A 20,315-nucleotide genomic window follows, 5' to 3' on the forward strand; every position below is an offset into this window, starting at 1 on the left:
CTCAATTACCGGGCGGTACGCCATTCTGATCCCAGCCACGCAGACGGTAGTAGTCATCCAGCATAACATCCAGCTCCTGCCTGGTAATAACGTTCCGCCCGTCATTGACCGGCTCATCGAAGAACCTGGGCGGCAGCATATCATCTGCCCGCGTAGCACCTTCCCTGGTATTGAAAAGACGCGTGGCGGTGACAATACGGCCAGCTAGGCGGGCCAGCTCCTCCGGGGTGTACTCCCAACCGGTACTGCCCTTGATCATGGTCACCAGGTCGTCCCACTGGATCAGGTCGCGGAAAAAGACGCAGAATATCATGGTGTTAAAAACCGTAAGCCTGTTTTCAAATTCGATAAATAGAGCAGCTTTTCCCTCAGTGGTGGAGGGATCAATCATGCCGCTGAGCTCCGGTTTGTAAAAGGTAGCCCGCAGATGACAGGCCCCCCTGGGCGAAGTTGCATAGGCCAGGCCCATCCCCTTCAGAACCCGGGGGTCATAACCGGCCGGCTCCAGCCCTTTAACGTGAACAGCCAGGTCGTCCAGGCCCAGTTCAGCGGCAACGTGTTTTATTCCCCGGGCCAGCAATTCCCCAGGGCCGCGGGCGTAAGCCATATCCTCAACCAGCCGGGCAACCCCCTCGGCATCACCGTAACCGGGATACCCCTTAACCCGACCCCTTTTCCCGGCCTCCATCATTAGAGCCACCAGATTGCCGGTGGTAATGGTATCCATACCCAGCCGGTCACAGAGGTCGTTGAGGTAAATGATCTCTTCCAGGCTGTTAATGCCGCATAACCCGCCAAAGGAATAGATGGTTTCGTACTCTGGGCCCTCCAGCTTAAGGCCGGCATGCTTTCCTTCCTTGATCGTAGTTAACTTGCCGCAGGCCATAAAACAGTTGTGGCAGGCCCTGGGCTGTACCTCAAATTTTTTGCGTAACGTATCCCCGCTTATATTTTCCCAACCGGGATCAACGGCCATGGTCCAGTAACGGGCCGGAAATGCCCTGGCGGCATTCATGGTGCCTACCATGACAGTGGTCCCATAGGTCTGGTAAGCCTTAACCCCCGGGTTGTCCCTGCCCTTTTCCCTGATCCGGCGGGCAGCCTCCTGCAAAAGGGCCGGGTCGGCCATCTCACAGCGGGCTTCCCCGTGGAAAACCAGGGCTTTTAGCTTTTTGGAACCCATTACTGCCCCCATGCCAGTGCGCCCCGCCGAGCGCCAGTAATTATTTTCAATACAGGCAAAACGCACCAGGTTTTCTCCCGCCGGACCTATAACCATGGCCTCGGCTCCCTTTTGCCCCACCTCCGCCAGCACGGCGTCTTCCGTAGCGTAAGTATCCTTTCCCCACAGGTGGGATGCATCGTGGAATAGCACATTTTTGTCGCTAATTTCCACGTATACCGGCGCATCAGCTGCACCTTCGATGATCACCGCGTCATAGCCGGTGCGGCGGATGGCCGGGGCCACCCGCCCGCCAGCATAGGATTCGGCGTAAAACCCGGTCAGGGGAGATTTGCTGAACACCCCGTAGCGGCTGGACCCGGGCAGCACGGTACCCGTGGCGGGACCAATGGTAATAATCAGTTTATTGGCCGGGGAAAGGGGGTCTATCCCCGGTTCCAGCTCGCGCAGCAACAGGTAAGTGCCCAGCCCCTTCCCGCCCAGGTAGTCCCGGTACACGCTTTCCGGCAATTCCTCCACCGCAAAGGACCGGTCCGAAAGGTTCAAGCGCAGCAGCCTACCGTAAAAACCGTACATCGTAAGCCTCCTCCCCACTTGCCGGGCCGTTTTAACCGGCCACTTCGGCCACCACTTCTTCCAGGATGGAGAAACCTTGTTCCAGCTGTTCATCCGTGATGGTCAGGGGCATGAGCATGCGCACCACGTTGCCGAATATGCCCGCCCCGATAATGATCAGGCCGCGCTTGTAGCATTCCTGTATAATGCGGCCGGCTTCCTCTTTGGCCGGTTCCTTGGTCTTCCTGTCCTTGACCAGCTCCATGGCCACCATGGCCCCCAGCCCGCGCACGTCCCCAATGAGGGGGTATTTTTCCTGCATGGCCCGCAGACGCCCCAGGGCCATTTCCCCGATTTTGGCGGCCCGGTCCGCCAACTTCTGCTCCGCCATGTAGTCAATAGTGGCCAGGGCCGCGGCACAGGAAATGGGGTTGCCCCCGTAGGTGCCGCCGATGTGTCCCGGATCGGGGGCATCCATAACCTCTGCCCGGCCGATCACCCCGCTCAGGGGCAGCCCGGACGCAATGGACTTGGCCACGGTCATCAGGTCGGGCTGCACACCCCAGTGCTCCACGGCGAACATCTTTCCGGTCCGGGCAAAACCGGTCTGCACTTCATCCACAATAAAGACGATGCCGTGCTTTTCGCAGAGTTTCTGCAGGCCCGGCAGGAACTCCGGCGGGGGTACAATGAACCCACCCTCACCCTGTACCGGCTCGATAATCATGGCGGCGATATTTTCCGGTGCCACTTCGGCGGCAAAGAACCGGGTGAAATTCTCCAGGCAGTGCAGGCCGCACCCAGGGTAAGTGGAGTTGTAGTAACAGCGGTAGCAATAGGCGGAAGGAACCTTGTAGACTTCCGGGGCAAAGGGGCCGAAGCCGAACTTGTAGGGTTTCACCTTGCTGGTTAGACTCATGGCCATCAGGGTCCGGCCGTGGAAGGCGCACTCGAAGGCGATAATGCCCGGCTTTTTGGCATAAAAACGGGCTATCTTGACGGCGTTTTCCACCGCCTCAGCCCCGCTGTTGGCAAACATGACCTTTTTATTCTCGCCTTTAACGGGGCACAGGCCGGCCAGCCTTTCAGCCAGGTCCACGTAGTTCTCGTACATGGTCACCATAAAGCAGCTGTGCAGGAGCTTGTCGGCCTGGCTTTTAATGGCAGCCACCACAGGCTCGGGACAGTGGCCGGCATTCAAGGTGCCGATGCCGCCGTAAAAGTCAATAAATTCGTTCCCGTCCACATCCTTGATCAGAGCTCCTTTTGCTTCGGCCACGAAGACGGGAGTGGAATTGGAAATGCCCCGGGCGACGTACTTGTTCTTCTTTTCCAGCAGGCTGCTTGACCTGGGACCGGGTACGGCAGTAACTTTTTGAAGCATCATACCAAAACCTCCTGCTTTAACTTTTAATTTTTAAAAGAAACGAACCCGAAAAATGTTTTCACCCTTCTGCTGGTTCCGCCAAAAAGTGGCATGGGGGTCGTATGTAGTTTTAACTCCTTTTGCTGTGGACTAGAATGCAAATGCTGTTCCCTTAAGAAAAATATCGAAAAGCACAATTATCTAAATGTTAGAGGAATATCTCATGATGCATATTTAAATCAATATACCTCGCAATTCAGGCAGTGTTTTTGGATTGTTCTACTATCCTTTGTAATGCATTTATGCATTTTATAAATGCAACATTACACTGCGCTAACATTAGCAACCCCTATAACAAAGCCCAAGCTCTAGAATAACGAGCCCGGGCTCCGAGATGAAGGAGTCTTTTGCTCTTGAAATCAACGGCAGAAGGTAGGCAGAAGGTGTATCCCGAACAAATTTGTAATTTTTCCAGCCTATTCTCTCAACCAGGTCAACTGCTCCAGCATAGCCAATTTCCCTTTCCTTTACTCCAAAGTTAAGATGACCGTATCCGGGTTGACTACATCGCCCGGAGTGGCTTTAATTTCCTTGACCACACCGCTGGCCGGAGCATAGATTTTGACATACATTTTCATGGCTTCAATAGTGGCCACGGGATCATTCTCCTTCACTTGATCCCCTACTTTAACATCAACTGAAATCAGCTTGCCCACCATGGGTGAATTGACCGGAGTAGCCACTTACAGACCCCCTTTCCTAATGATTTACTGATACTAAATACTTAAGCCCTGAGAATGTTAGTGTTTAATTAGAGTCTTGTTTGAGCAGTGGCCTACCCACGGGAAACTTCATGCCAGCTCCGCCAAGGATCCCTCCGACGGCCATCACAATACCGAAAAACCCTGCTACAAAGAAAGACCATCCGCTAAGCTGAAACACGAGCGAACCGGCAAACCCCCAATAGATTAAGGCAAGACTGGCAAGGCCAATATCAGCCGCTATAACCGACAAAGCAGCGGCTGCCGGTGCAAACTTTAAAAAAATCGGGGTTGTTAAGATCAGTACCAGTGCCAAAATTGCCCATTCGTAACCCAGAATCCGGGCATCCACTTCCCAACCGTAGATACCGGCAAAATAATTTACTGCATAAGTCAACGCCGAACAAAAGGCAAAAAACGAACCGAAATACAGCCAGGTAACGCCGCCCGCTACATTCCCCAGTTTTAATTGGGTTATTGCGGCACCAAGATACGGAATGGTACAGGCAAGAGAAATGCATGCCATAAACAAAAGGGCCTTGCTGCTCACAAAACCACATAATGCCGCCCAGGCAATCCAAGTGGCAATGGAGTAAGCAATCCACCCCGCCGCTCCTGCATCGGCAATTTTAGGGTCATTACCCACATCTATCCCCTCCCAAGCAGGTTATTTCGCCGCAAGCAATTCCCGCACAAAGCCGGTATAAAACTGACCACTGACAAAACTATTATTTTCCAATACCATTAAATTTAGCGGAATGATCGTTTTTACTCCTTCAATGTGAAACCCAGCCAGAGCCTCTCTCAGACGTCGAATCGCCTCTTCCCGGGTCGATCCCCAGGCAATTACCTTGGCTAACATCGGGTCATAGTAGGGAGGTACGCTCAAGCCCTCTTTCAGAGCATGGTCGATCCTCAGAAAGCGGCCGTTTGCCGAAGGAAAAATAAGCTTTTCTATTTTGCCAGGAGAAGGCACAAAAGAAAGCGGATCCTCGGCATAAACCCTTGCCTCTATGGCATGGCCTCTTAAGTTAATTTCTTCCTGCTCGACGTTTAGTTTCTCCCCAGAAGCAATTTTTAACTGGCTCTTGACAATATCCACACCCGTTACAAGTTCCGTCACCGGGTGTTCCACCTGCAACCTTGCGTTTACCTCCATAAAGTAAAAGCTTCCATCTTCTGATCTAAGAAATTCTATAGTACCTGCATTTCGATAACCCATGGCCTTTGCCAGCTTTATTGTATAGTTGTAGAGGGTCTGACGGTCTTCCTCCGTAATAACCGGAGAAGGGGATTCTTCAATAATTTTTTGATAACGCCTTTGAATTGAGCACTCCCTTTCACCCAGACAAACATAATTACCAAAATGATCGGCAAGAAACTGAACTTCAATATGCCTCGGCATCATAACCTGCTTTTCAATGTAACAGTCACCGTTTCCGAAGGCCATATACCCAATCCGCGAAAGCCTTTCAAAAGCACCCCTAATTTTTTCCTCACTATTGACGGATTCAATACCTTTTCCTCCGCCACCCTTATCCAGTTTGAGCAGAAAAGGATAACCATATTTAGCGGCAAACTGGAAGATCTCATTAGCATCTCTTACTGGTTCATTGGTACCGGGCAGCACGGGTACGCCAACGGAATCTGCGATTCTTCTACAATAGCACTTCGATTCAATTGCCTTTAATACTTCAGGTGGCGGACCTACCCATATTGCCCCGCTTGAAACAACTGCTTGAGCAAAAGCATAATTTTCAGCTAAAAAGCCATAACCAGGATGAACGGCATCTGCCCGGGATATTTTTATAACTTCAATCAGTTTTTCAATATTAAGATAACTTTTTACAGGGTTTGCCGGTCCAAGATTGTAAGCTTCGTCTACATCTTTTAAGTAAGGCGCATTTTGATCAGCATCCGAATAAACGGCCACCGTTTTTATATCCAGCTCACGGCAATCCCTGATTATTCTTGCGACTATTTCACCCCTGTTGGCTATAAGCAGCTTCTTAATCACGATCTCCCCATCCTTATGCCGCATAGGGCCCCTTCAATTGGTAGATCTTGCAACGCTAGTCCTAAAAATCGCCCATCTATTTGCAGCTGTGCATCTACTAACTATTTAAGGGCCCATGGAGTTTGAGTAATTAATAATACAATTACTAAACTTACAAAGCTTTTCAACATCCAAAACAACCATAGGACTTCCTACTTCCATCTCGTCCCATTCTTTAACCAGAATTTCTTTTACTACCCCATCATATTCTGATTGTACTGAAAGTTCGGTTTTCATGCAATTAATAACGGCGACTTCTTGCCCTTTTTGAACCCTATCGCCCACATTTACCACCACTCTTGCAACCAGTCCAGGCATATGTGCTCTCACAATTTGTTCCATACCCCCAGATCCTCCTTATCTTGTATGATGCAAAGCATTATTTAGAAGCGCTAATTTTACACAGCGGTATACCCAGGCGTTCAAATTCTTCCTTTACTTTTTTAACTACTTCGACGGCATTGGGCGAATCACCATGGCAACAAATCGTATCGGCCTCAATATCAATCTTTTTTCCACCGATTGTCGTTATCTGCTTGTCCCTGGCTACCATAACAGCGCGTTGGGCAACTTCTTCCGGAGACCAGGCTTTCTTTTTCCGCTCCAAAACCCAGTTCCCCTGGTCATCGTAGCTGAGATCCACAAGAACTTCCGCCGCCATCTTCAAACCCAGATCAGTGCCCCGATCCCAAATTAATGTTCCTTTGGGAATAAAAATGTAAAGCTCCGGGTTAAACAACTTAACTGCTTCAAGAAAAGCTTCCGCATATTTTTCTTCCTCTGAGACCATGCGGTAAAGCACACCATGCGGCTTTACGTGCTGCATTTTCATGCCGTTTGCTTTCAGAAAAGCATCCAGCGCTCCAAGCTGGTAAAGAGTATCGGTTTTCAATTCCTCTGGAGTTATATCCATCCGCCTGCGCCCAAAACCCCGCAAGTCGGGAAGACCAACATGCGCACCAACCGCCACATCGTACTTTTTGGCCAGTTGAACCGTTTCATGCATAACCTGAGGATCTCCGGCATGAAAACCACAGGCAATATTCGCTGATGTAATATACTTCATTACCTCTTCATCCTGGCCGAGCTTATATCTCCCGAAGCTTTCACCCATATCAACGTTTAAATCCATTTTTTGTTTCACTCCCTTGTTTATAATTGATTATTTAAAAAACTAAGCTAGAGATTTCTCGCTCAAAAGTTCTTTCAATTCAGCTCTGGCTTTTATTGCATCGTCTTGTGTACAATAAACAAACCTGACATAGTCCCTGCCCGGAACCGCCTGCCCTATCTTCCAAAGATCTGCCATAATCACGCTCAATGCGCAGAGGTAACCACCCAGGGTGGGTCCGTCGACAGTTAAAAGAGTGGGAGTATCACCACAAATATTTAAAGCACCGGGGGTAGCATAGGCATGATCCAAAACATTTGACGGGTGACTGCCGCCTGCACCTCCATCTGTTCTGGCGAAAAAGTTTACACCCTTTATCGCCTCAAGCCGGTAGGCTGACCTGTTTGCGCTATGCTGAATTTTAAATTCATGCGAAAAGAGGTAATCCATCCCTTCTTTTGTCACATAATCAGGATACGAATTGGGACCCGGTAACGCTCTCAGCTCCCACACCCGCGTGTATTCAGGAATGGCCTCTTTTTTAATTCTCCGGCCCTCCAGGTTCTTTAAATCTTCCTGTGGCTTACCAAAGTTCAGTACATCACCAGCTTGCAATCTCCTCCCTTCATAACCCCCATAACTTCCGTATACACAGGTGGACTTACTTCCTAAGTATACTGGAACGTCAATTCCTCCCGCCACGCCAAGATACGCCCTGAAGCCAAACTCTCCAATGTGGGAGAATTTTATAACATCACCCTTGCTTACCCTGATTGCTTCCCACAAAGGAATGGGCTGATCATTAAGAGTGGGCTTCATGTCAGCTCCTGTAACACTAATAACAGTGTCCACGCCGAACTCAGCTTCAAAATAGCCACACGCAATCTCTATTCCTGCTTCACCGGGCGGGTTTCCCACCAGCAAGTTGGCCAGCCCCAGGGCAACATAATCGAACGCACCGGATGCGGCCATACCGTTATCCAGGTAGCCGATTCTTCCGGGCCAATCTTCAACAACGGCTTCAATGCCGCCTTTTTTTACCAGCAGCATAAACTAGTTCTCCTCCTCATTCATGTTGTTAAACTCGCGGAGCCACTTTTCTTCCTGCTTCTTGTTTTGCCAGGAGCTCCTTTACTCCTTTTTGCACCTCTTCCGAGTTATAAAACGACAGCCAATCCTTCACCACAAATTTCTCCGTCTTTATGTCATACTCATAATCGGTCTTTTCATGGACATGCTTGTAAATAGACAGAATTTCTTCCTCCGTGACCTCATAAAACCTTATCCGGTCACCAGCTTTAAAGAGAGTGGGGCTATCCTTAAACTGAGGGTGTTTTTGGCTGAACTGGAATACGGGAATTGTTCTCCCCAAAAGCTGGTATCCACCTCCCGTTGGCGTCGTATAGACAAATAAACAAGCCCCTCCAATTCCCACCGTTCCTTCAGGAGTCCACGTTCTAGGCGGATTATATTTCGGCACAACAATGGCGCACCTGGGGTCCAGCGGCCAGAAAAAACCCCCGCCGGGCCAAAAACCATTTCCGCTGTTATACCATTCCGTTCCGCAAACCATCTTCTTCACTTCGTCAACCGTAACTCCGTTGCACAAAGCAACATACTCCAGGTTATAACCGTTAATGACATAGGGGGCATCCGGCCTGATCTCTTTTACATACTTTTCTACTGCTTTTTTTGTTTCGCTATCTTCAAAAGCGATGGGTAAGGTAATCAGGCGCGATTCGAAGACAATGTTCTCCACATCTTTTAACGACTCTTCCACTTCTTTGATTTCGGCTATTAATTTCTCAACAGGCAACTCTAGCGGGTCAAAATGGTACAAACTTGTCCGCAAAGCAGGTACTGTTTCGTACAAACCTTTGATTTTCTTGGACTTAATGGCACTGTTTACGGTAAGCACCCTAAACGAGTCGAGCAGGTTAAACCTCGGAACCTCCCCGTACTCAACCTGCAGAAATCCGTCCCCTGCCTGCCTGAACAGTACTTTTGGCCTGGCTCCATCTTCTGGAAGGACATCCAGGATGACACGATAATCCATTTCCATAACTGGCTATTTGCCCCCTTTTTGCCAAATTTTTATTTTCGCAATTTTAGTGCCTGCTGACAAATCTCAAAGCTTAGCAAATACTGTACCCCCAAAAAAACTTAAAAACTTCGCAACTTTCTATTTATTAAAATGAAATATTGCATTAAATAATTAAATACGCAAACCTTTTATTTGGCTTATAAACCAATCAACACTACCAATGCACTTGTGCATTGGTAAATGCACAAGTGCATTCTGACTGTTTGAGACTGTATGTAAGCCAGGGGGCTGTTTTAAAACCCCCATTCAACAAAATCTTGGAACGCGAATTACATTGCCGGTTTTACCACCAAACCCTAAACAACAAAGCCCATGCTTTAGATTATATGCCTGAGCTCCATCATATCACCGAACTGCTACGCAACCAGTTCCTTGCTACGTCAGAACAGCTTCCTAACTTACCTTGGTATTCGGCGCCTTTACCCAGCCATCCCCGCAGCCACATGGCCTCGCCCAAGCGCCGCACGGCCACCAGGTAGGGCATCTTACTTATATACAACTTCCTCCAACGGCTATTAAATTACTCCCCAATACTTCCTTTCGTTTTATTTGTTGAAAACCGCCCCTGAAACCCATAGCCTTGTACTCAAGATTGAGCGGGGCTTCGCCTGAAAGGGCGATCAATGCTTCTCTTACATATGTTCCCATGGATACGTACTTGTACTCACAGCCTGTGAGGTGCTCAGTCCCCTTGTCGTCGGGTCAACGGGTGCAACCGAACGCGAAGGTGTAGTAAAGATCCAGGCCGGTTGCGGGTTGAGGGCTTTCTGATGCGGTCCTGGAAAGCCGGTTTTTTTTTCGAAAATGGGTTTTCTGCACGCTTCCACTGCTTCCAGAGGCACATGCGCAGCCTCCTCCGCATCCAGCCTTCCAGGTTCCTGAAAATGCTGGGCGTTTCAGCCAGGGCAAAGTAGCCCATCCACCCGCCCAGGTAGGCGTTTAGCCGCTCTATGCGCTCAGCCATGCTTACGGGCTTATTCCGGGAAGTTATCTCCCGAATTTTCATCTTCACCCGTTTGATGGTTTGCGGTGCCAGGCGGATAAGGATTTGCCCTGCTTTGACCTTGTACATGCTAAACCCCAGGAATTTCAGTTTCCACGGCCGGTCTACCGCCTCTTTTGTTCGTTAATTCTGAGCTTCAACCGCTCCTGCAGGAACTTACGGATACTGGCCATGACCCTTTCTCCTGCCCGCTTGCTTTTGACGTAGATGTTACATAGCGGACAAACTTGTGACCCCTCTTCTCCAGTTCTTTGTCCAGGTCGTCCAGCAGAATGTTGGCCAGGAGCGGGCTTAAAGGTCCACCCTGCGGCGTCCCTTCCGCCGTTTCCACGACCACTCCGTTCACCATGACGCCTGCGGCAAGATAGCGGCGGATAAGGGTGAGTACCCTCTTATCCGTCACTTTCCGGGCCACACGGGCCATGAGAATGTCGTGGTTTACCCGGTCAAAGAATTTCTCTATGTCCAGGTCCACGGCCCATTCGTATCCCTCTTCCACGTATTGACGCGCTTTCCTTACCGCGTCATGGGCTCTCCTTCCGGGCCGAAACCCGTAACTGGCCTCTGAAAATTGCGGGTCGAAAATAGGCGTCAATACTTGCAGGAGCGCCTGCTGGATCAGGCGGTCCATTGCGGTAGGTATCCCTAATAGCCGTTTGCCTCCCCCGGGTTTCGGGATTTCGACCCGGCGCACGGGCATCGGTCTATAAGTACCTGTGAGCAGTTCCTCCCGGATGCGCGGCCATTCGGCACGAATTTGGTCCCGAAGCCGTTCGGTCGGGATGCCATCTACGCCGGGCGCGCCTCCGTTCCGCTCTACCCGCTTCAGGGCGGCCAGCATGTTCTCCCTGGCCACCACCTGTTCCATCAGGCCGCTATCCTGACCCCCGCGAGGTGACGTCCCGCCTTGTGCCGGAGAAGGACTCGGCCCTCCCGCGGTCCCCCGTGGCTTCACCACTTCCTCCCGCGGGCAGGCCCCTTCCGGGGTTTTCTGCTGTCTTCGCCCTTCTCGCGAACGCATCGGTCTCACCTCTGACTTGATGTTCGGGCCTTCCCCTGGAGTTCATGACCCCCAGGGTACTATGCCCTCTGCTGACTCCTGCCGGTTCAGCCGTGCCTCTCGACACGGGTTACCAGCTCTACCTGGCTTATACGGCAGGCCTCCCCGGGTAAGAGCGTTAACCTTCACCCCGCGCCCGCCCCATATACTCCGCCGTCCCTTGGCAGCCTGGGATTTCGCTGTGTTGTGCCAGCTCATCCGAACGGCTTAGCCTCTTATGGGGTTCTTGTTCATCGGGCCGTGGTTTTGCCGCCGGCGCACCGATCCGATTCCACCTCGCGATGGACACCCTTGCCTTTGGCTAGCAGACTCGTGCTGCCTCGCCTGCACCTGCCTTTCACCACCAAGTTAACGCCCATGCCGGGCGCACACAAAAAAACTCGAGCCAACAAATAGACTCGGGTTTTTAAAGTACCTAAGCAAGCACGGCTTCGGAGGTGCGGAGTAATGGTAACCAAGTTTTGCGGGCTTTTTAAGGTTCTTACGCAAGCACGGCTTCCCGCTTATGTTGATATTCGGCACCTTTACCCAGCCATCCCCGCAGCCACATGGCTTCGCTCAGGCGCTGCACGGCCACCAGGTACGCACAATCCCTCATATTAAGATCTTTATGGGCCCTGTACATTTGATACACTTCTTTAAAAGTGGCCACCATTTTTTCCTCCAAACGACGGTTCACTTCTTCTTCAGACCAGTAGTAACCGGTATTGTTCTGCACCCACTCGAAGTAGGAAACGGTTACGCCGCCGGCGTTGGCCAGAATATCCGGAATCACAAAAACCTTTTTCTCATTCAGGATCTGATCTGCACCGGGAGTGGTGGGGCCGTTGGCTCCCTCGCCGATAATCCGGGCTTTAATATTACGGGCGTTTTGTTCGGTAATCTGGTTTTCCACGGCCGCCGGGATGAGAATATCACAGCTTAAGGCCAGCAACTCCTCGTTGCTGATTGGGCGGCTGCCCGGATACCCTTTCACGGTTCCCGTATTTTTGCTGAATTGATACACCGCCACCGGGTCGAACCCCCTGGGGTTATATATACCGCCGAAAATGTCGGATATAGCAATAATGCGGCAGCCCATTTCGTGCAGCAGCCTGGCAGCAGTGCTCCCTACCTTACCATAGCCCTGCACGGCAGCGGTGGCACCGTTCAAACTTATCCCCAGCGCCTTAGCCGCTTCCCGCACGGCAATGATACAACCCCTGCCTGTGGCCTCTTCCCGCCCGAGGGATCCGCCTACCACCGGCGGCTTGCCGGTAATAACCCCAAACTCGTTATACCCTTTAATATTCGAAAACTCGTCCATCATCCAGGTCATGACCCGGGCGTTGGTATAAACATCCGGGGCAGGAATGTCCTTTTCCCGGCCCAGCAACGGGTACATGGCCTTGATGTAACCCCGGCTCAGCCTTTCCAATTCATCGAAAGACATTTCCCTGGGGTCGCAAGTCACTCCACCCTTTGCGCCGCCGTAGGGCAGCCCCAGTAAGGCGCACTTCATGGTCATCAACAGGGCAAGGGCTTTCACCTCGTCCATATCCACATCCGGGTGGAACCTTATCCCCCCCTTAAAAGGGCCCAGTACACTGCAGTGCTGTACCCGGTAGCCGGTGAAAACTTTAATGCTGCCGTCGTCCATTTTGACCGGTATGGCCGCCGTCAGTACCCGTTCCGGATTCCGAAGAATTTCGTAAACCGCCGGGTTGAGGTTGAGCCTTTTCACCGCCGACAGAACGTGATTACATGCCAGTTCAAAAATGTTCAGCTGCTTGCTCATCAAATCACTCCCCTTAAAGGTTTGCCCCGGAAGCTTTCCCACCGGAGGCTTTACCCCTTAAGGGTGCAAAAAGTATGCCAGGCTTAATAATCTTGATTGAGTCAACATTTTTAAGACTTCTGCAATTTTCACCAAATGGGTAGATGCAGGCACACATTAAGCCCCAATTAGCACAGACTAAAAGACACCGGGCACCTCCCTGCACTTTGTCCCTTTTTAACGATGCAATAAGGGATTGGGCTTAATGCATAACTGCATTACTTTGTGTTTTTCATGATCTTCTTTTGCTTGCTTCCCGTAAGGTGCACGCGGTACTTCTGGATCTTCCTGACAATGGTAGACTGGTTAACCTGCAGGACGCTGGCCATTTCATAGGTGGTTTTGCAACGCTGTGACGCCAGCATAATTAACTGCTTTTCCACCTCATCGACGGCCTGTTTCAGGGGGCATATCCCCAGCACATATACCCTGCCGGGAAGTTCCCCGTTGGAATTGATAATATAATCGGGAATATGCACTGTCTCAATAAGGTTGCTGTCGGTGGTAACCATCAACCGTTCCACCAGGTTTTCCACTTCCCTTACATTACCCGGCCAGTGGTATTTTACCAGTAAGTCCAGGACTTCCGGTGAGAAATGTTTATTCATGTCATATTTCAGATTAAACTTATTGACGAAATGCTCAATCAAGGGCACAATATCTTCTTTGCGATAGCGCAGGGGAGGAATGGTGACCGGGACAACATTCAACCGGTAGTAAAGATCCTCCCGAAACAATCCTTCCCTGACCATCTTTTGAATATCGCGGTTGGTGGCGGCGATAAATCTCACATTCACCGCGGTTTGGTGGCTGCCCCCGACACGTATTAACTTTTTTTCCTGAACTACCTGCAACAGCTTGACCTGCAGGTTCAGCGGCAGGTCCGCCACCTCATCCAGAAAAACGGTTCCCCCGTCACCCATTTCAATTAAACCCTTTTTCCCTTCCCGCCTGGCCCCGGTAAAAGCCCCGGGCTCATAACCGAATAACTCCGATTCCAGCAGGTTCTCGGGTATGGCTCCACAGTTGATGGTAATAAAAGGACCTTTATGCCGCCTGCTCAATTTGTGAATGCGGGAAGCAATAACGCCTTTGCCCACACCGGATTCGCCGGTAATGAGGATGGTGGAATCCACCTGGGCCACCCGGTCCACCAGGTCCAGGACCTGTTTCATCTGGGGGCTGACCGCGATAATTTCCGTGTTTTCCAGCTTTTCCTGCCGCAGGTACATCACCAGCCGGCGGTAGTTGTCCACCAGCTGTTCGGTGTCTTCTAACCGCTGCTTTAAATTGATCAGCTCGGAAACATCCCGTGAGTTAACCACTATGCGGGTGATCCTGCCCGAATCGTCAAATACCGGATTTGCGGTGACAATGAGGGTTTTGCCCGTTTTCGTGCGCTGGACCATGGTCACCCGCCGTCTTTCCTCAAAAACCCGGCGCGAAACGGATGGGTTGAAATAACCCTCCTCCTCCATTTCGCTGTAATGTTTACCTATTATCTTTTCCACTTCCACCCCGTAGTAGCTTTCTCCAATCTTGTTCACCCTGCGGGTGTATCCCTCGCCGTCGACAACATAAATTTCGTCGTAAGAAGAGTTAAAGATGGCTTCCAGTTCTTCCTTGGCTTCTCTCAAGGATTCACACAGGGAGATATCCTGTAAAACCAGCATCAACCCGCCCGCCCTTTCTTCCCCCGCCAGCGGGTTGACCTGCACGGCCACCTTCCGGCCGTTTATTTCCAGCTTCGCGCCTGAAGGTGAGCCCTCCTGCGGCCATAACTGTTCCACCAGGGAGCCGGGTAAGATTTCCCTAGCTCGCTTCCCCGCAACCGCACTTCTTTCTATACCCAGGAGCTCTTCAGCGGCCCGGTTCAAAAACTCCACCTTTCCCCCGGCATCAACCAGCAACAACCCCACGGGTACGGGATCAAGTAATGCAAATACCTCCCTCAGATGAATCCCTCCCCTGGACGAACTAAGCAGTGCGCCGGCCGTAAGCCAGTGACTTGCGACCGGCGCACCGTTTTACAAGTCCGTGATAAACAGGATCCAGCCTCTGGCGAAAGCTGGGTCCTGCCTATAATAACTCAGGCGATCTTCTCCACCCGTACGGCACAGACTTTTAATTCGGGTATCCTGGCCACCGGATCGCGGGCCGGGTTGGTCAGCTTGTTGATGGCCACGTCCGGGAAGTGGAAGGAGGTAAAGACCACACCCGGCGGTACGGTATCCACAACCCGGGCGGTTACTTCCACCTGACCCCGGCGGGAAATAACCCGCACCCGTTCGCCGTCGGCAATGCCCAGAGCCCGGGCGTCGGCTGGATTGATCTCCAGGTACTCCCGGCCGTAGTACTCCTCCAGGGCACCGGTGCGCAGGGTCATGGTCCCGGTATGGTAGTGGAAGTGCCGCCGGCCGGTATTAAGTATGAGCGGGTATTCTTCGTCGGGCTGCTCGGCCGGGGGTACGTATTCCACCGGATGGAACTTGCCCAGCCCCCGGGCGAACTTGCCCACGTGCAGTCTGGGTGTTCCCGGATGATCGGGGGAAGGACAGGGCCAGACCAGGCTGCGACTCTCCAGGCGCTGGTAGGAAATGCCGCCGTAGGAGGGGGTGAGGCGGGCAATTTCCTCCATGATTTCCGCCGGCGAACCGTATTGCATGGGGTAACCCATGGCCGTAGCCACCAGGCAGATGATCTGCCAGTCTGGTTTGGCTTCCCCTACGGGCTCAATGGCTTTGCGCACCCGCTGCACCCGCCGCTCGGTGTTGGTAAAGGTGCCGTCCTTTTCGGCAAAGCTGGCCGCCGGCAACACTACATCAGCCAGACGGGCAGTCTCGGTCAGAAAGATGTCCTGAACGACCAGGAAGTCCAGCTTTTCCAGAGCATGCACCACGTGCGTGCTGTCGGGGTCAGAGAGAACTGGGTTTTCGCCCATAATGTACATTGCCCGGAGCTTCCCGGCTGCTGCCCCTTCCATCATTTCGCCGACCGTCAGCCCCGGCTGTTCCGGCAGGGAAGCCACACCCCAAGCAGCGGCAAACTTCGCCCGTACGTCGGGATCGGCCACTGGCTGATAGCCGGTCAGTACGTTAGGCAGGCCGCCCATATCGCATGCTCCCTGGACGTTGTTCTGCCCGCGCAACGGATTGACCCCGCTGTACGGTTTGCCAATATGACCGCAGAGCATGGCCAGGTTGGCAATAGCCAGTACGTTGTCCGTGCCGCAGATGTGCTGGGTGAGGCCCATGGTATAAAGAATGGTGGCGTTTCTGGCCGTGGCGTACCCCCGGGCTACTTCCCGGATCACACCGGGGCTGATACCGGTAATTTCCGCCACATATTCGGGGGTATATTTGGCCACCGCCTCTTTGAGGGCTTCAAACCCTTCGGTGCGGGTTTCCACAAATTCTTTGTTCACCAGGCCTTCGGAAATAATCACATTGGCCAGGCCGTTTAAAAGGGCGATGTCCGTGCCCGATTTCAACTGCAGGTGATGGTGGGCCAGACCGGCCACCTCTGTCCTGCGGGGGTCCACCACCACCAGGGTGGCGCCGTTGTGCACGGCCTTTTTCACCTGAAGGCCGATAACCGGGTGCGACTCGGTGGTATTGGTCCCAATGGCCAGGATAAAGTCGGCTCCCCCAATATCTCCGATGGGGTTGGTCATTGCGCCGCTGCCAAATGCTGCCGCCAGACCGGCGACGGTAGGCGAGTGTCAAAGACGGGCACAGTGGTCGATGTTGTTGGTGCCGATCACCGCCCGGGCCAGCTTGCTCAAGAGGTAGTTCTCCTCGTTAGTACAGCGGGCCGAGGTCAGGAAGCCGATGGCATCAGCACCGTACTGCGCCTTCACCTCCCCCAGCCTGGTGGCAATCAACTGGATGGCTTCATCCCAGGTGCTCTCAACCAGCCGGCCGTCCTTCTTGATCAACGGCTGCTGCAGCCGGTCGGGATGGTGAATGAAGCCGAAGCCAAACCGGCCCTTGACACACAAGGCCTTGCCGTTAACCTCGCCGTCGGTAGAGGTTACTCCTACCACCTTGCCGTTCTTGACGTTGAGGTCCAGTGTACAGCCGGTACCGCAGTAGGGGCAAACTGTGGTGACCTTCTGCACTTCCCAGGTCCGGGCATGGGAGCGCAAGTACTTCTCCTGCAGCGCCCCGGTCGGGCAGTAGGCCACGCAGTTGCCGCAGAATACGCATTCCGACTGGGACATCGGTACATCCATGAAGGCGGCGATCTTGGTATGGAAACCGCGGTAGGTAAAATCAATTACGCTGTTGCCCTGAATCTCCGCACACACCCGCACACATTTGCCGCACAGGATGCACTTGTTCATGTCGCGGATGTAGAAAGGATTGTCGTCCTCCAGCGGGTAGTTGTGCTTTTCGCCGCTGAAGCTCGACTCCCTGACTCCATACATGAAGGCGTAGTCCTGCAGGCGGCAGTCGCCGTTACGCCCGCAGGTCAAACAATCCATTGGATGGTTGGCCAGCAGGAGGTCGATGATGGTGCGCCGGGCTTCAATAACCTCCGGCGTATCGGTTTCCACCACCATCCCGTCCCGCGCCAGAGCGGCACAGGCCGGTACCAGGTTTTTACTCCCCTTTACTTCCACCACGCAGATGCGGCAGGATGCCGGTCGCGTCAAGATCGGCTCGTAGCATAAGGTAGGAATAAAGATATTTAACTTTTCCGCCGCCTGAAGAATGGTGCTTCCGGCCGGCACGGTTACCTGTTGGCCGTTGATGGTTAAAGTTACGTTAGCCACGCCTTTCCACCCTCCCTCCTACTGTTTTACTACCGCATCGAACTTGCACCTGGTCAAGCAGCTTCCACACTTAATGCACTTCTCTAAATCTATGGTATGGGGCTGCTTTTTCTCGCCGGTAATGGCTCCGGCCGGGCAGGCCCGCGCACAGGCGCCGCAACCGGTACACTTCTCCTGGTTGATCGTATAAACCAACAGAGCCTGGCAGACACTGGCCGGGCAGCGCCTGGCAAAGATGTGGGCTTCGTACTCCGCCCGGAAGTAGCGCAAAGTGGACAGCACGGGGTTGGGCGCGCTCTGGCCCAGGCCGCAAAGGGAGGACTGGATAATGACTTTGGACAGTTTCTCCAACACCGGAATATCTTCCGGTACCCCCTTGCCTTCGCATATACGGTTTAAAATCTCCAGCATCCGCTTGGTGCCTTCACGGCAGGGCGTGCACTTGCCGCACGACTCGGCCTGGGTAAAGTTGAGGAAATAGCGCGCTACGTCCACCATGCAGGTCGTATCATCCATTACCACTAAACCGCCGGAGCCCATCATCGCGCCGACTGGCCCCAGGGAATCATACTCGATGGGCAGCTCCAAATGCTCTTCCGACAGGCAGCCACCGGAAGGACCGCCGATCTGCGCCGCTTTGAACTTGCGACCGTCACGGATACCGCCGCCTATGTCAAAGATAATCTGGCGCATGGTAATGCCCATCGGCACTTCCACCAGGCCGTTGCTGTTGACCTTGCCGGTCAAGGAGAAGATCTTCGTGCCTTTAGATTTTTCGGTGCCGATGCTGGCATACCAATCACCACCGTTAACAATAATTTTCGGGATATTGGCAAAAGTTTCGACGTTATTAAGGGTGGTTGGCTTCTCCCACAAACCTTTTTCCGTTGAGCGGCCGACCTTAAAGCGCGGCATGCCCCTGTTACCCTCAATGGATGCCATAAGAGCTGTGCCTTCACCGCAAACGAAAGCTCCGGCCCCGGCCTTGATTTTAATGGTGAAATTAAAACCGGAATTGAGGATGTTATTACCTAACAGGCCGTATTGCTCGGCCTGAGCAATAGCAATTTTCAGCCGGTGAATGGCCATGGGGTACTCTGCCCGCACATAAATATAACCTTCGTCCGAACCGGTGGCAAAGCCGCAGATAACCATCCCTTCCAGAACGGAGTGCGGGTCGCCTTCCAGCACGCTGCGGTCCATGAACGCACCGGGGTCACCCTCATCGGCATTGCAGATAACATACTTTTTATCCGCCTTGGCGTTCAAGGCTCCCTGCCACTTAACCCCGGTCGGGAAACCAGCGCCACCCCGACCGCGCAGGCCGGACTTTTTAACCTCATCCACTACTTCCTGCGGCGACATGCCGGAGAGCACCTTTACCAGACCACGGTAGCCGCCCAGTGCCACATAATCCTGAATTTCTTCCGGGTTAATAAAACCGCACTTGTCCAGGACGACCTTTTGCTGGCGGGCATAGAAGGGCACCTGGTCGTAAGTGCGAATCTTTTCGCCGCTAGCAGGATCGGTAAACAGCAGGCGTTCGACCACTGCGTTGGCGACCAGCGCATCAATTATTTCCTGAGCGTCTTCCGGTGCAACACGGGTATAAAAAATCTTTTCCGGCTCCACCGTGACGATAGGGCCTTGCTCGCAAAAACCGTGGCAGCCAACCCGCTTGACCGTTACACCGGATAAGCCCCGCCGGGCCACCTCTTCTTCCAAAGCTGCCAGCACTTTCAGCGAACCAGACGACGTACAGCCGCCGGCGCAAACGCATACCAGCCGCAGGCCCGAAGCAGGGGTCGGATTGATTCTGATCAGCCAATCCAGCCGCTTCTGCCGACAGGAAAGATCGTCGTGGCAGATCGGTCCCTCCGTACGGCAGGTTACATAATCCTTACAGGGCGTGGCCGGACTATGGGTGCACTTGTCGCAGCACTTGTCCATCAAGCTGTTCAAACCGCATACCTCCTTTCTACTCGTACTGCTTGAGGATCTCCACGGCCGCCACCGGCGTCAACCGCCCATGAGTATCGTCGTTGACCATCATGACCGGCGCCAGGCCGCAGGCACCCAGACAGGCCACCGTTTCCAGGGTGTAGCGCAGGTCGGCGGTGGTTTCATTTTTACCCACACCGAGTTTCTCCGACACCGATTGAAATACCCTGGCCGCTCCCCGCACATGGCAGGCCGTCCCCTGGCAGATCCTGACAATATTCCGCCCCCGGGGTTTCAAATGGAACTGGGCGTAAAAAGTGGCCACCCCAAAAACCTTGCTGAAGGGAACTTTCAGCTCGGCGGCTATCCTTTGCATCACTTCCCCGGGCAGGTACCCGTAAATCTCCTGAGCTTCCTGCAACAGCGGGATGAGCGCCCCCTTGGTGCCCCGGTACTGCTCAAAAACCTTCTCCAGGGCTTCTTTTTTAGCCGCATCATCCTGACCGCATCCACAATGACAGCTCACCAGAATTTCCCTCCTCCCATTACTCTCCCTTACAGGTGTATACAAACCCGCTTATC

General features: G+C 52.9%; 14 protein-coding genes and 1 pseudogene. All 15 read right to left on the bottom strand.

What is annotated here, in order from left to right; all coding sequences use genetic code 11:
- Position 1: 1 nt before the first annotated feature.
- The 15 genes and pseudogenes from BR83_RS0107850 to nuoE all read right to left on the bottom strand — a co-directional run bounded on the left by BR83_RS0107850 (position 2) and on the right by nuoE (position 20,259).
- Positions 2 to 1,759, bottom strand: coding sequence for an aldehyde ferredoxin oxidoreductase family protein (locus tag BR83_RS0107850; RefSeq protein ID WP_027356626.1), 1,758 nt, complete (start codon positions 1,757 to 1,759; stop codon positions 2 to 4).
- A gap of 31 nt (positions 1,760 to 1,790) precedes the next feature.
- Positions 1,791 to 3,122 carry a 4-aminobutyrate--2-oxoglutarate transaminase gene (gene gabT, locus BR83_RS0107855; protein WP_027356627.1) on the bottom strand — a complete coding sequence of 444 codons (1,332 nt, stop codon included), beginning with the start codon at positions 3,120 to 3,122 and terminating at the stop codon, positions 1,791 to 1,793.
- A gap of 509 nt (positions 3,123 to 3,631) precedes the next feature.
- Entirely contained in the window at positions 3,632 to 3,847 is a 216-nt protein-coding gene (locus BR83_RS0107860; protein WP_027356628.1) for a biotin/lipoyl-containing protein, read from the bottom strand.
- Between the two features lie 64 nt (positions 3,848 to 3,911).
- Positions 3,912 to 4,511, bottom strand: a complete 600-nt coding sequence (locus BR83_RS0107865; RefSeq protein ID WP_027356629.1) for a hypothetical protein — start codon at positions 4,509 to 4,511, stop codon at positions 3,912 to 3,914.
- 21 nt (positions 4,512 to 4,532) lie between these two features.
- Positions 4,533 to 5,882: an acetyl-CoA carboxylase biotin carboxylase subunit gene (locus BR83_RS0107870; protein WP_027356630.1), complete on the bottom strand. Its 1,350-nt coding sequence runs from the start codon at positions 5,880 to 5,882 to the stop codon at positions 4,533 to 4,535.
- A 105-nt stretch (positions 5,883 to 5,987) separates the two neighbouring features.
- Entirely contained in the window at positions 5,988 to 6,263 is a 276-nt protein-coding gene (locus BR83_RS15345; protein ID WP_051618021.1) for an acyl-CoA carboxylase biotin carboxyl carrier protein subunit, read from the bottom strand.
- 37 nt (positions 6,264 to 6,300) lie between these two features.
- Positions 6,301 to 7,053, bottom strand: a complete 753-nt coding sequence (locus BR83_RS0107880; RefSeq protein ID WP_027356631.1) for a 5-oxoprolinase subunit PxpA — start codon at positions 7,051 to 7,053, stop codon at positions 6,301 to 6,303.
- Positions 7,054 to 7,095: 42 nt separating this feature from the next.
- Complete coding sequence (locus tag BR83_RS0107885; protein ID WP_027356632.1) at positions 7,096 to 8,082, bottom strand: 5-oxoprolinase subunit C family protein; 987 nt, start codon at positions 8,080 to 8,082, stop codon at positions 7,096 to 7,098.
- 28 nt (positions 8,083 to 8,110) lie between these two features.
- A complete protein-coding gene (locus BR83_RS0107890) occupies positions 8,111 to 9,094 on the bottom strand; it encodes a carboxyltransferase domain-containing protein (protein WP_034634742.1) in 984 nt (327 codons plus the stop codon).
- An 844-nt stretch (positions 9,095 to 9,938) separates the two neighbouring features.
- Positions 9,939 to 11,007 (bottom strand): annotated as a pseudogene (ltrA, locus tag BR83_RS16945) (group II intron reverse transcriptase/maturase); the annotation flags it as partial.
- 673 nt (positions 11,008 to 11,680) lie between these two features.
- Entirely contained in the window at positions 11,681 to 12,976 is a 1,296-nt protein-coding gene (locus BR83_RS0107900; protein WP_027356634.1) for a Glu/Leu/Phe/Val family dehydrogenase, read from the bottom strand.
- A 257-nt stretch (positions 12,977 to 13,233) separates the two neighbouring features.
- Positions 13,234 to 15,000, bottom strand: a complete 1,767-nt coding sequence (locus BR83_RS0107905) for a sigma 54-interacting transcriptional regulator (protein ID WP_322786312.1) — start codon at positions 14,998 to 15,000, stop codon at positions 13,234 to 13,236.
- A gap of 104 nt (positions 15,001 to 15,104) precedes the next feature.
- Positions 15,105 to 17,792: a formate dehydrogenase subunit alpha gene (gene fdhF / locus BR83_RS16690; protein ID WP_084327099.1), complete on the bottom strand. Its 2,688-nt coding sequence runs from the start codon at positions 17,790 to 17,792 to the stop codon at positions 15,105 to 15,107.
- A gap of 18 nt (positions 17,793 to 17,810) precedes the next feature.
- Positions 17,811 to 19,754 carry an NADH-quinone oxidoreductase subunit NuoF gene (locus tag BR83_RS0107920; protein ID WP_027356638.1) on the bottom strand — a complete coding sequence of 648 codons (1,944 nt, stop codon included), beginning with the start codon at positions 19,752 to 19,754 and terminating at the stop codon, positions 17,811 to 17,813.
- 16 nt (positions 19,755 to 19,770) lie between these two features.
- A complete protein-coding gene (gene nuoE, locus BR83_RS0107925; protein ID WP_027356639.1) occupies positions 19,771 to 20,259 on the bottom strand; it encodes an NADH-quinone oxidoreductase subunit NuoE in 489 nt (162 codons plus the stop codon).
- Positions 20,260 to 20,315 lie beyond the last annotated feature (56 nt).

The organism is Desulfofundulus thermocisternus DSM 10259 (assembly GCF_000686645.1).
Lineage (GTDB): Bacteria > Bacillota > Desulfotomaculia > Desulfotomaculales > Desulfovirgulaceae > Desulfofundulus > Desulfofundulus australicus.

Excerpts from the sequence above, each read along its gene's own strand:
- BR83_RS0107850 (WP_027356626.1), bottom strand. The coding sequence starts at position 1,759 with ATGTACGGTTTTTACGGTAGGCTGCTGCGCTTGAACCTTTCGGACCGG.
- gabT (WP_027356627.1), bottom strand. The coding sequence starts at position 3,122 with ATGCTTCAAAAAGTTACTGCCGTACCCGGTCCCAGGTCAAGCAGCCTG.
- BR83_RS15345 (WP_051618021.1), bottom strand. The coding sequence starts at position 6,263 with ATGGAACAAATTGTGAGAGCACATATGCCTGGACTGGTTGCAAGAGTG.
- BR83_RS0107880 (WP_027356631.1), bottom strand. The coding sequence starts at position 7,053 with ATGGATTTAAACGTTGATATGGGTGAAAGCTTCGGGAGATATAAGCTC.
- BR83_RS0107885 (WP_027356632.1), bottom strand. The coding sequence starts at position 8,082 with ATGCTGCTGGTAAAAAAAGGCGGCATTGAAGCCGTTGTTGAAGATTGG.
- BR83_RS0107890 (WP_034634742.1), bottom strand. The coding sequence starts at position 9,094 with ATGGAAATGGATTATCGTGTCATCCTGGATGTCCTTCCAGAAGATGGA.
- BR83_RS0107900 (WP_027356634.1), bottom strand. The coding sequence starts at position 12,976 with ATGAGCAAGCAGCTGAACATTTTTGAACTGGCATGTAATCACGTTCTG.